The sequence below is a fragment of the Mycoplasma anserisalpingitidis genome, from assembly GCF_007859615.1.
GTDB classification, from domain to species: domain Bacteria; phylum Bacillota_I; class Bacilli_A; order Mycoplasmatales; family Metamycoplasmataceae; genus Mycoplasmopsis; species Mycoplasmopsis anserisalpingitidis.
The window spans coordinates 857,437-870,783 of the sequence record NZ_CP042295.1 but is presented as its reverse complement, the minus strand read 5'-3'; the positions used below and the strand labels follow the sequence as shown (position 1 = coordinate 870,783).

Sequence of the window (13,347 nt, the reverse complement as noted above, 5' to 3'; positions counted from 1 at the left end):
AAAATTATACTTTAATGTTAAATTAATTTAAATATAACTTTCCTTTTATTTTGATAATGAAAACATCATTTTTTAGTTTATATTTACTTGTTCTGTTGTCCGACAAAATAAAATCAATTATGGACTTAATTTTCATTTTTGTTAAGTTGATTTCTTGATAATTTTCATTAATAAATTTGTAAATTAAACTTTCTTGGAGTTTTAAATCTCTGAAATACCCTTGATCAAATCCATTTTTCCTTCATGCTTCATAAAGTTTGTTAACTTTGTTTTCATTTTTGTAATAAAGCTTTTGCTTCACTTTAATATGTAAAATAATTAAATTCTTTACAAAAAAAGGACAATTTAGGAACTTTAAGCGAATCTTGTTTCTTTCATATTTCGGTAGTTCATTCGTACAATCAATAGCATATTCTATATTGTTTTTATCACATAAAACTTTAATTTGTTTCTTAAAAAATTTATATAAAAATGGTCTATAAATATGCATATCATAAATGAAATTTCTTTCTTTTATTCCACAAAAAAACTTATTCTTTTTTTGTTTTTTTTGTAGAAAATAAGTCTCAATCAAATCATCTTTATGGTGTGCTACTAATAAACAATCCGCATTTATTTTTTTATAAATTGTCTTGAAAAATAAGTATCTTTGTTTGCGAGCTCAATCTTGAAAGTTGTTTTTAACGTAATCTGATTTGTTTAAAATTAATTTATGAAGATTAATCTTGTTTTTAATACAAAAATCACTTACTATTTGTTCATCTTTTCAGCTATCTTCACGTTGATTATAGTTAACAAATGCAACATCAATATCAAGATTTAATTTATTACATTGATATAACAAAAACATGCTATCAGGTCCACCACTAACAGCAATTAATATTTTTTTATTTTTAAGTTTTTTTAGATTATGCATCTACCCTCTTTTTAACTTACCATTAAAAGAGTTCATTACAGTTGTGATATCATTAAAAGCGAATGAAATAGCAGCATCTGCAGCTAAATTTAGCACTGGTTCTAAAAATAATAATTCTTCACTACTGAAGCGACCAAGCACATGATCTTTTAGTTCTTTATTGGGGTTTTGCCCTATTCCAATTCTAATTCTTTTGTAGTTTGAGTTTCCTAATCTTTGAGTTATATTTTTTATACCATTATGTCCAGCATCACTACCACCAATTTTAATTGATGCTTGACCAACTCTAAAGTCTTTCTCATCATGAATAACTAAAACATCATCTCATGAAATTTTGAAAAATGAACAAAGATTAGCAACAAAGTCACCTGAATTGTTCATATAAGTTAATGGCTTTGCAATAATTAAATCATCAACCTTGACAAATTCACCATTTGCTCTACTCTTATTTAATGAAACATTTAATTTTTCACAAATTTTATCAATAACCATAAACCCAGCGTTATGTCTTGTTAATTCATATTCTCTACCGGGGTTTCCTAAACCAACAATTAATCTCATATTAGTATTAATAATACCATTTTAAAAATGTTTTATTATTGAATTTAATAATAAAAATCATGCCTAAGGCATGAAAATTATCTTATATCGTTTCTTTCAAAAACCATTGTCGCTTGAATTCTATCTCCACCCAACAATCCTTTACTTGAACTATTTACAGTTGAAATAGTATGCAATCTATATCCTTTTGCTACTTGTGCATTTATAACACTTTCCAAATCTTCTAAGTTTGCAGAACCTGTACCAAGAAATTTTTCTTTTAATGTAACTTGTATAACTACATATGGTAAATTCTGTCCTGAAGCAGTTGAGAATGTTGAATAATCTGAATAATCTACCATAAAAACCCCTAATATAATTTTATAATTTTCCGCTTTTTAACATTTGTGAAATTTTATTTTTCACATTGTTGTAGCCTTCATAAATAGTTGCGTGTCCACAATTACTTATGATTTCTAAATCAATATAATTATTGTCTAAAATCACTTGTTTTAAATCATTAATGGGTACAAATTTATCTTCAAAACCACTGATAATTGAATAATTTTTTTGAGCGAACAATTCTTTAATTGAATTATTATATTCTTTATTTAGTATTTGATTTTTGACCATATATTCAAAATTATTTAATCTTTGTTTTGAAATTGTTTCAAAACTAATTGCACGTCTTTCTGCTGCATTCTTCACTAATTCACTTGGGTTGTAAAACAATGATGTGTAAGACTCATAAATATTCTCAAAAGTTTTAGGCAGCAATCTATTAGACATTATTTGGACATGTTCATAATCATTTGCTATTAAATAATTAAAAGGAGCTATTAATAAACAATATTTAACATTTTTATTATTTTTAAGAGCATACAATGCTGATGCAGAACCAAGAGAGTGAGATACAATAAATATATTTTTATTACTAAAGTTTTTGTTTATAAATTCTTCAACTAAATTTTGGTAATCTTCAATTTTTAATTCATTATTGTAAACCGATTGTCCACATCCAGGAAAATCTATAGCCACAGAATTATATTCATTTGAATTAAAAAGTTTTATAAAAGTTCGATAACTGTCCGCAAAACCATGTAAGAAAAGTACAGTTGGTTTATCATTTTGAATATCCTCAATATAATAATTTATTTCAAAATTGTTTATTTTATCTCTTAAAAGCATTAACCAAAAATCAATTCTAAAATTTCATTAATTTGTAGAGTTCCAAAATATTCTTCAAATTTAATCGATGTTAGTACATTAGTAACAGCATCTTTTGAATAATCTAAACCAATAAAGTTATCTATAATTTCATTGACGTCCAATTTACTTAAAAAATCACCTTCGAAAACAATTTCTTTGAATTTGTTGTTTTCTATGTTGTATTTTATTTTTAAAATACCACCTGGGAATTTTTTAGCATTTGATGCTTGAAAATCGGCATTTTTGTTGTAAAGTCATTCATTAGATTTTTTGAATTCAATCATCTCTCTTAGTTTGTTTTCATATTTTTCATATGGAATTTCTGCAATTTCACCATCTCCGTTTTTGACAAAATGTTCCATTAACTTTTCTATAAACTCTTCAACTTTCATTGAATAATTAAGTTCTTTTGCTATATTTGTTACCCGTTGGCGAATTGATTGAACTCCTTTAGATTCTAATTTTAATTTTGAGGGATTCAAGGCGTTAGATAATTTTGTTAAATCCACATCAAATAATAAAGTCCCATGCGAAACTATCCTATTTCCTTTAATGAATTGCGCATTACCGCTTATTTTAGCTCCATTACACAAAATATCATTTCTACCATGAAATTCTGCATTTAAACCTAATGAATTTAAAAAGCTAATAATTGGTTTTAAAAATTTTTCATATCCTGCTTTTTTATCGTAATTAGTAATAAATGAGAAATTAATATTTCCTAAATCATGATAAACAGCTCCACCACCGCTGATTCTTCTTGCTAATTCAATTTTATTTTCTTCGATATAATCCCTCTTTATTTCTTCATAAGCATTCTGATTTCTTCCTATAATTACAGCATTATCATGTTGATAAATTAAAAAGATATCTCCTGTCATTTCAGAGTCACTTGTAATTAATTCTTCTAAACTTAAAGTCGTATATGGACTGGTTGATTTTATTCTAAATATTTTCATATTTTTATTATATTACAAGTCAATTTTGAGTTTAAATAAAAAAATACAGAATTAATCTGTATTGTAAAATGTAAGTTAATAAATCTTCATTGTAGGGTTAATCAATATTAAATTAATAGTTTACCTATCATTGATTCTTTGGTTAAAAAACCAAAATCTAAACTATCATTACTTTTAGATAAATTTGTTCCTAAAACAAAATATGAATTATTCGGAACAATAATATTAATTTCGTCGGTTATAAAATTATCAGTAATAAAATAATTAGTTATGTCTTGATTGTTTAGCAAAATTTTATTATTTGATATGAATATATAATCGCCACTTAATCCTACCAATTTTTTAATTATTAATGATTCGTTTTTGTTAATTAGTACATCGTCTAAATTTGTAAAATTATTAGTTTTTATAACTAGATGAAGGCTATCATTTTTGTAATGAGGTAACATTGAAACACCATCAATTTTAATAATTATAAATTTAGCAAAAAATACAGATATTAGTGTCATGAAAATTATGATTAAAAAAACACTTAATAAAATCTTTTTTTTGTTTTTATAATTTTGAAGGATATCCATACTTATTTATTCCTTTTTTCAATGTTTAATTTTATTTTCATTTGTTGTTATCTATGCCACAACCTGTGGGTATCATATACTTGTAGAACAAAAGTTCACGGCATTTTATCACTTTTGTTCTGGTTTAACTACAATGTCTTTTATATTTATATTAATAATGTTAAATACTGTTTTTGAAATATATTTCTATGGCTTTGTTTGAATTTTCAGGAATAATATTGATAAACATATCATCATAATAATTTAATACATCTGAAAATTCTGTGCTTAAATTTAACATTTTAATGTTTTCTTTCAATTCATAAAATATTGATAATTCAATAGTATTTTTGGTAAAGGATTCTTTGTTTTTTAACACTTTATCTTTTAATTCGTCATATTTATTAGAACCCACCAATTTAGCAATAAACATTAAATTTACTGCATGATCAATGGACATATTATTAGTATTTAAATTAAAATTATCAATATTTTCGTCTACTAGTTCAAGCTGTTCATTGTAAATGTATGTTGTTTCATTCTCGTTAGCCAAAATATTTAATGATTTTAGTGCATATAAATATGCCGTATTTGAACGGTTATATTTCATTCAATCATTTAATTTTTCAATAATTTTTAATGAATTCATACTTAAAAAGTTTTTATCATATTTGTAAATTATTTTTATGTAAAAATACATCTCAATTAAATTTTTTATGTTTTGATAGTCATTATTATTAATTAATTCATTAATATTGTTTTCTATTGAATTAGATATTTTAGAATAATAAATTTCACTATTTTTAGTTATACATAAACTAAAATATATATTTAATGATGAGAATGTATATCATGAATATAATCAATTTTGATTATTTTTTATATACTTAATTAGTAAATCATTTGATTTTTCATCATTAAATAAAATCATATAATCATAAATTCAATTTGGATATTTTTCAAGAAGTGTAATTTCTGACATTTGGGAAAGTTTTTCTTTTAAAATATTTTCTCAATTATCATTATAAAAAAACTTTAAAATAATTTCAGAATAATGTAAATCTGTATTAATTAATATATCGATTTTTTGATCAAGTCATTTTTTAATCTCATCAGTTTTTAATTTGACATTACTTTTTGAATTAATAATAGTATATAAACATTCTATAATAACCCAATCATCTGTTTTATCTAAATTAAAATTATTCAAAACATACTCAGCATAACGTGCAAAATTATATTTGTCTTTAAATTTATCAATATGTTTATCTATAAAAAAATTATAAATTCTAGATGACATTGTTACAATATAATCTAAATTAGTATCAGAATAAGGAAAAAATTCAAAAATACACAATTCATAATTTCAAAATTTTTCTATATTCTTATCAAGTTTATATAAATTTAACTTATTATTTTCTTCAGATAAATACAAAGACTTTATAAAATCAGTATCATAGCTATATGTTTCAAAATTAACCGTATTAATCAGTTCACTGATTTGGTTATTTAATCACATATTATCAGAATTCAATAGCTTTGAAAGTTTATTAAATTCATATAATGTATCTAATGATGATACTTCTTTTGTATTATATATATTTATAAAACCTTTATTTTCGACTAATTTAGATTCAATTAAATCATCATATATATCAGTATTAAGTGGTTCTACGATCATAAATGGTAATGAATTAATTGTTCTTTTAGTCTTAATTTTTTTACTAACTAAAATTACTGTTGGAATAGAAATAAACAATGTTCCAAGAATTAAACTTGAAATCAATAAATATTTTTTATATATTTTTTTCATTTTTCCTTTCTGATTTTATTTTAATAAATTTTGATATAAATATATTATTTTTGGGTTTAAGAATCACAGGTATGGATCAAAAATAAAATAAAACAAAATTTGTTAAGACATTCAAACACTTTGATTTAATATATTTAATTCTCTGTAATAAGCGATGAGCATTTTATTTTTATGGATCTTACAAAATAATCAAATAAATATAAAAATACAGACCAATTCTGTATTTTAGACATTAACCTCTTAATAAAAGCAAGCTTTTTTTAAAAAAAGTACTAAGGGAAATTGATGTATATATAAAAATGGTAAGACTAAAAATTATTATCCATGTAATCAAGGTTTTTGCATATACCTCAGTGACAATAGGTGTTATTTTAGCAAAACTATTCATATTTGAATATAGTAAAAATTGAATGGGTTGAACAAAAATTAAGGAAACAATTAATGTTAATATCATTAATATAACGATGCTTGAAATATGGTACATTAAACTTTGAAAAGGTTTTGCACCATAGATTTTTAATATTCCAATTATTTTACGTTTTGAATGAATACTCATAAAGCTAAAAACAGTTATGAAGAGCAATGATAAGAAAGATAAAGCAAAAGAAATATAGGCTAAAATAATTGATGTAGAATTTTGACTACTTACAATTTTAGCTATAGCTTCATCTGTGTAATTAACAATCCTATAACCTTCTTTTTCTAACTCTTTTATTTTGATTTTATCATCTGTATAAATATTAATAGACTTGAATACATTTTCATTTTTTATATTATATAAATCATTGGAAATCATTATTTCGTCACTATCGTTTTCGTATATCCCGACAACTTTTACATAAAAACCTCTATGAATTCCACCAATATTAAAATATTCGTTGAGATATTTTTTATCCGCATAAACATCACTGGATGGAATTAAAATTTCGTCATAATTTTCTATATGTCGACCATCTAAAATTTTAATATTGTCATTTTGAGGTAAGACTTTTTGTATCTTAGTCGAGTCCAATGTGGGTGTTGGTTTTCCATTCAATGTTATATTTTCAAGATAAACATCTTTACTAAATATTTTTGCAATGTCATAACTTCAATTCAATGAAACATTTTTATTTAAATATGTGTGATAAATATCTCTAACATTAATATTTTCATTAATTCCAATTATTGTAAATTCTTGTTTAATTTCTTCATCATTTTTTGATATAAGTATTTCAAATTTCTTGCCTATAGGATCTTCTATTTTTAATTTATCTACAATATCTTTTCCTAAAATAATTTCATTATCATTTAAAAATGGAATTTTTTTATTTGAATTAATTCAAATATTATTTGATAAATATTCACCATTATCTACAAAAAATATATCTTCAAGAAACGTTTTTTCACCATTAATATAATAATATGGAATTCGTGTTATGTAATTTTGTGAAATGTAATCAAAACCTTTTTCATTAATATGTTCTAAATCATAGTTGGTAATATAACTTGAGTGGTGTTTTGTTTCAACTTCGTAAATATTTTGCTCAATTTGATTTTTATATGATGAATTTATATTAAAAGTTTTTTGTGTTAAGTTAACAGCTGTACTTGTTGATATGCATGTTGTTACAAATGTTAAAAGCACTAATAAAAATAGTAATCATTTTCTCTTAAAATCAGATCAAGTTAAACTTAAAATTGGTTTATATTTGCTAAATTTTGTCTTATGACTTTTAACATTAACGACTGGTTTTTTATCCACTGAGGGTAATTTATTTTCCATCACCATTTTTGTTTCCATATCAAAGATATAATCACCATATTTTTTTGCAGACTCAAGATCGTGGGAAACTACAATAATAGTTTTAGAATCTTTTAATTTTGAAAGTAAATTAAAGATCTCATCACTATTTTTAGCATCTAAATTTCCAGTTGGTTCATCACAAAGTAAAATGTCAGATCCTCTAGATAATGAACGTATGATCGCAATCCTTTGCTTTTCTCCACCACTTAGTTTTGACACTTTTTTATTTAAAGTTTTTTTGGAAATATTAAGCACTTTTGCGATTTCATATATATCAGATACATCAACTTCTCTATTTATAATTTGATTTGAAATTAAAATATTTTGTAAACCACTTAAATTCTCAATTAGATTAAAATTTTGAAAAACATAATCTATCTTTATTTCTTCTTTTTTATTTTCAAAATCTACTTCGTTATTACCAAATAATATCTCACCAGAATCACATTTTTCCAACCCACCAATTATATTAAGCAAAGTTGACTTACCGCAACCTGACCTACCTGTAATGAAAATTAATTTATTTTTCTCAAATTCTACATTTAGATTTTTTATTACATATTGGTTTTCATATTTTTTACTTAAGTTTTTAATATTAATCAAAATGCGAACCTTCAAAACTATTATAAATATTTTTATTTATAGAACTAACTTCAGTATCTACCGAAACATAATATGAATTATTCAATTTAAAAAGTGTTTTGATATTTACAGAACCATCGATTCAACTTGAAAATTTAGCAGAAACATTATATTCATTTTTTATTCGTTCACTGCTTGTTGTTGTAAGTGTTTCTTCATAACTTTTATCAGATTTTGATATTGAAACAGAACCACCTAAAGAAGCATTTACTCCACTTGTTCCAGCGCTTATTCCACCTGAAAAAGTTGCTCCATGAATTCCTCAGTAATCAATTCAATAATTGTTTGTCATAGCAATGTAAGGGATTTGGTATGGTTTCTTATCTTTTACAACATTAGATCATGATTTTCCATCCCAGTATGCTTTATCAGGAACAAATCAATTGTGCGATACTTCTACTGTTCCTTCATTTGCAACAAATAAATCTAATCCATTAACGCGTTTATATGCATATTTATTAGTAGAAATATTAGAAGTATCCACAGTTCAAGCTTTAGCTTGTTTTGAATTTAACCCAATTGCTACTACGGTTGGTACACCAATTGCAACAATTGTAGATGAAAATAATAAGCCTTTTATAATTTTTTTCATTTTTTCTCCATCAAATATTTTTATTTATTTACATAAGTATCAAAAAATGTTCAGTATTACTACAAATTTTATTAACACAAATACATAAGGAAGAAATGCAAGAATATAAAATTTCATTTGATTTATTTTAAAAATAAAAAAAACACTATTTAAAGTATATGAATGTTTTTTAAGATTTTTATATTCTTTTCTTCTAGAACTATTTTAATAAATTCGAAGTTTTTTCATTAATTTTTTTGAAAGAAATTATAGTATAAATTAGTATAGAAAGAATGGTTAATGAAATTCAGGTAATCGATACCACTTTGAAATTGTAAACTCAATCAATGTTAACTTGAAACTCCATAAGTTGTATATAACTAGAAACCCATAAATGAATTGGATAATAAAGTGAAAAACTTATTATACCTGCTATTAATAAAATTACAATAAGAGATGTTATATGATATAACATGCATACAAAAGTTTTGGCTCCTAGTACTTTAAATATTCCTATTTCTTTAGTTTTAGAATCATTTAACATTTTTCCAGTTATAATCAAAATCAAAAACGATATTAAAGAAATTGATAAAGAAACATATTTAAGAGTTGTATGAAGTCCTAAAGAATTTTGTAATATTTTTTCTAAAAATTGGGTTGAGGGTTTGAAAATCTCATATAAGTAATTAATATTTTGAATTTTTTTATTTATTTCTGAGTCATCGCTATAAATTTTTAGAAAATTAGGTTGTGCTTTATTAATATTTTTTATGAATTCATCTGATCCTGCTATTGCTTTTTGTTCTGAATCAAAAACTCCAACAACTTTAACATAAGTGTTTTTATTTTCCGTTTGCAATAAATACTCAAAATTTAATTTAATATTTGAATTGTAGATTGATGATGAAATTAATATTTCACTACTACTATTAACTTTTCTACCATCTATAATTTTTAAGTCATTATCATTTATTAAATTTGTAAATGTTGCCTGTGTCTTTTTATTGTCGACATTGTAATTTAATATGTAACTTTCATTATCAAAAAAATTATCTTCAACTAATTTTAATTTAGTATTAGGATTTATAAAACTTAGTATAAATTTATTATCCGTAGTTCTTAAATAATTTATGTCAACAACGCTAAATTCATAATTATAAATGTTGATTTTGCTTCCTATTATTTCCTCTGGTTTTATTTTAAATTTATCTAATATATTACCACTTAATATAATTTCATTTTCTTTCAAAAATTTAATTTCTTTGTTTGAATATGTTTGAACTTCATTTCTTTTCGACTCTATATTATCATAACCTTCAATTTCTAAATTATTTATTACTGTTTTTTTATCATTATAACTAACTAAATAATACTGCTCATTAAATTTGTATTCTTCTACAACTCTATTTATATTAAAATTATTCGTTATGTTTTCAATTTCTTCTTTAGTAAATACTGCTTTATTTTTCTTGACTAAGTTAAATTGATCTAAATTAGCTTTATTAACATTAGATTGCACCATATTTTCATTGATATGTATTAAATTATTTGAAGTTGAAATAAGTAAAGTAGAAAAAACAAATGATAATATTAGTAAAATAAATAATACAAATTTCTTTTTGTAGTCCGACCATACTAATTTTAGTGTTGGTTTTAATTTTGAATTTTTTATTTTAACTTCAATTTTATTAGTGATTAATGTATTTTGTATTTCGTTAACTTCATTATTTACTAAAACATTTTTTTCTAAATCATAAATATAATCGCCATAACACTTAGCTGATTTGACATCATGAGTAATTATAATTATTGTTTTATTAGACTTTAAACTAGCTAAAATCTTAAAAACTTCATCGCTATTATTTTGATCTAAATTTCCTGTTGGTTCATCACATAAAATAATTTCAGAATCTCTAGTTATTGATCTCAAAATTGCTATTCTTTGTTTTTGACCACCGCTTAATTTACTTACTTCTTTATTTAATATTTCCTCAGAAATATCTAATTTTTTAGCTAATTCTACTATTTCAGTTTTGGCTATATCTCTATCAATTATTTGATTAGCGATTAAAATATTATCCATTGCTGAGATATTTTCAACTAAATTATAACTTTGAAAAACACAGTCGATTTTGTTTTTTTTCAAGTATTCTTTAAGTTTTATTTTTTCATCTCCAATATAAATTTCACCAGAATCTGAATTTTCAATCCCTAAAATTAAATTTAATAGTGTTGTTTTACCACTACCTGATCTGCCAGTAATGAAGATCATCCTATTTTTAGGAAATCTTAAATTTAAATTCTCAAAGATAACTTGATCATTAAATTTCTTACTTATATTTTTTAATTCAATCAAAATTTCTCCTTGTAATATAAATTATTTTAATCGTAAAAATAAAAAAGACGTATATTTATATGGATTTTTTATAAAATACGTCATTTATATTATCATATTTCAAAAATATCATCTTTTTTAGAAAATAATTCATCACCTTCTTCTATATTGTAAAATTCTTGGAATTCCTTAATATTTTTTAGTTGTAGATTGACTCTTTCTTTAGCAGGTGAGTGAACATCTGTTAATAATCTTCTAATTGAATGTTCTTTATTTGCATAACCTCTTTCGCAATATGCGTAATTTTTAAAGAAATCATCAAGGTTAAAATCTTTTTCACTTGAACCAGCAATTAAGGCTGAAATAATTCCTCCATTATCAGCTATATTTTCAGAAACTGTAAGCTTTCCATTAACTTTTCCAAATTCAGTATCATAATTATCAAACAATTCAATCATTTTTTTCGTTTTGGTTTTAAAATTTTCATAATCTTGATCAGTTCATCAATTATTGAAACTACCATTTTCATCAAACTGTGCACCATTATTGTCAAAGGCATGAGAAATTTCATGACCTATTGTCATACCTAAACCACCATAATTTTTACCACTTGAAGCATTATAATCATAAAATGGAGCTTGTAAATAACCCGCTGGAAAAACTATTCTATTAGAAAATGGATTGAAATAAGCATTCACTTCATACGAACCCATATGTCAAATATTTTCATCAACATTTTGATTATATTTTGAATATTCAAATCTTGTAACAACTTTATCCAAATATCTAAAATTACTTAGTAAATCTCCATTTTCTTCGAAACTTATTACATTAAACTCATCAAAATATTTTTCAATATAATCTGGATAACCAACCATTGGTTGAATTTTTTCCAGCTTTTTAATTGCCATTTTAATTGTGTCACTTGACAATCATGTATTTTGTTTTAGTCTATTTTTGTATACATCAATTATTTTGTAAACCATTTTTTTGACATCTTCTTTAGCTTCGTCACTAAAGTTTTTCTTACCATAATATAAACTAAAAACTTCACCGAAGTATGATAATGTTAAATAGTATGCTCACTTTTCGAGACTTTTATTTTCTTTAGCACCAGTAAGAACTTCAGTTAATTCAAAAGAAATTTTTCTAGTTTCTTCAGTTAAAAATGAACCGTAGAATAAGAAATTTTTAACTAAAATAAGTGATTTAAATTTTTCAAAATTCTCTTGATTGTAGATATTTTTATAGTTATTAATATATTTTGGATTTTCAACAATAATTTGATCTGGCAATTCTTTAATTGCATATAAAATGTAATCTTTAACATTAAAATTATTAAAAATTTTAACAAAGTCATCTATTTTATAAGGATTGTAATATTTAGCTGTATCTGCCTTTTCTTCGCTTGATTTCATGAATTGAGCAGCTAATTGATCAAATTCAAAAGCTTGAGAAATTATATTTTCAATTTTTTTATCATCAAAACCATATAACTTCATTAATTTTGAAGCAACATTTTTAACAGCATTTAGTATCTTTGTTTTCTTTTCTTCATCTTCATAATATTCTTTAGAAGGTAATAAACCTCTATAATCATTTGCTCATATAGTGTAAATTTTATTGTTTATAAAATCTTCAGAAATACTTAATTGTAAAGGTGTGAAAGCTAAAATTTCTTCAAATTCATTGATTTTTTTATAAATTTCATCGTAATTATTGATACTTAAAATTAAATCAACTTCATTTTTTATGCTTTTTCATGCTGTTTTTTCTCTATTTTCAACATCAATAAGCATTTTGTAAAAATTAACCATTTCTTTAATTTTATATTCATTAGGAATTAATTTTTCGTTTCCAGCTCAATTTGTCATTAATTTTCTTAACTCTTCATCGATTTCAAGACTTTTTTGTGAATACGAACTTATTTCACTTCTATCAGAAGGAATTGGAGTATTTCTTAATCAATCTTGATTTACATATGTAAAGAAATCATTTTTCAATAATTTATCACTCATA

11 protein-coding genes are annotated in these 13,347 nt (G+C 23.3%); all 11 read right to left on the bottom strand.

Going from position 1 to position 13,347, the window contains the following annotated elements:
• Window positions 1-22: 22 nt before the first annotated feature.
• The 11 genes from tilS to FRW55_RS03545 all read right to left on the bottom strand — a co-directional run bounded on the left by tilS (window position 23) and on the right by FRW55_RS03545 (window position 13,346).
• Complete coding sequence (tilS, locus tag FRW55_RS03595) at window positions 23-916, bottom strand: tRNA lysidine(34) synthetase TilS (RefSeq protein ID WP_146368763.1); 894 nt, start codon at window positions 914-916, stop codon at window positions 23-25.
• On the bottom strand, window positions 917-1,477 hold the full coding sequence (gene pth, locus FRW55_RS03590; protein ID WP_146368762.1) for an aminoacyl-tRNA hydrolase: 561 nt from the start codon (window positions 1,475-1,477) through the stop codon (window positions 917-919).
• Between the two features lie 77 nt (window positions 1,478-1,554).
• Entirely contained in the window at window positions 1,555-1,818 is a 264-nt protein-coding gene (locus FRW55_RS03585; RefSeq protein ID WP_146367655.1) for a DUF4177 domain-containing protein, read from the bottom strand.
• Between the two features lie 19 nt (window positions 1,819-1,837).
• A complete protein-coding gene (locus FRW55_RS03580; RefSeq protein ID WP_146368760.1) occupies window positions 1,838-2,644 on the bottom strand; it encodes an alpha/beta fold hydrolase in 807 nt (268 codons plus the stop codon).
• Complete coding sequence (locus FRW55_RS03575; protein WP_146368759.1) at window positions 2,644-3,624, bottom strand: lipoate--protein ligase; 981 nt, start codon at window positions 3,622-3,624, stop codon at window positions 2,644-2,646. Before FRW55_RS03575 ends, FRW55_RS03580 begins: the two co-directional genes overlap by 1 nt.
• Before the next feature lie 107 nt (window positions 3,625-3,731).
• Window positions 3,732-4,202, bottom strand: coding sequence for a signal peptidase I (lepB, locus tag FRW55_RS03570; protein ID WP_146368758.1), 471 nt, complete (start codon window positions 4,200-4,202; stop codon window positions 3,732-3,734).
• Between the two features lie 160 nt (window positions 4,203-4,362).
• The gene (locus tag FRW55_RS03565; protein ID WP_146368757.1) at window positions 4,363-5,994 is read right to left on the bottom strand and encodes a hypothetical protein; all 1,632 of its coding nucleotides are present in this window, start codon (window positions 5,992-5,994) and stop codon (window positions 4,363-4,365) included.
• A 232-nt stretch (window positions 5,995-6,226) separates the two neighbouring features.
• Window positions 6,227-8,383: an ABC transporter ATP-binding protein/permease gene (locus tag FRW55_RS03560; RefSeq protein WP_162848295.1), complete on the bottom strand. Its 2,157-nt coding sequence runs from the start codon at window positions 8,381-8,383 to the stop codon at window positions 6,227-6,229.
• On the bottom strand, window positions 8,376-9,014 hold the full coding sequence (locus FRW55_RS03555; RefSeq protein WP_146368755.1) for a hypothetical protein: 639 nt from the start codon (window positions 9,012-9,014) through the stop codon (window positions 8,376-8,378). The genes FRW55_RS03560 and FRW55_RS03555 overlap by 8 nt, the downstream gene beginning before the upstream one ends.
• Before the next feature lie 199 nt (window positions 9,015-9,213).
• Window positions 9,214-11,349 (bottom strand): ABC transporter ATP-binding protein/permease, encoded by a 2,136-nt coding sequence (locus tag FRW55_RS03550; RefSeq protein WP_146368754.1) that lies wholly within the window; start codon window positions 11,347-11,349, stop codon window positions 9,214-9,216.
• Window positions 11,350-11,438: 89 nt separating this feature from the next.
• Window positions 11,439-13,346 carry a M13 family metallopeptidase gene (locus FRW55_RS03545; protein WP_146368753.1) on the bottom strand — a complete coding sequence of 636 codons (1,908 nt, stop codon included), beginning with the start codon at window positions 13,344-13,346 and terminating at the stop codon, window positions 11,439-11,441.
• Between the last annotated feature and the right edge of the window lies 1 nt (window position 13,347).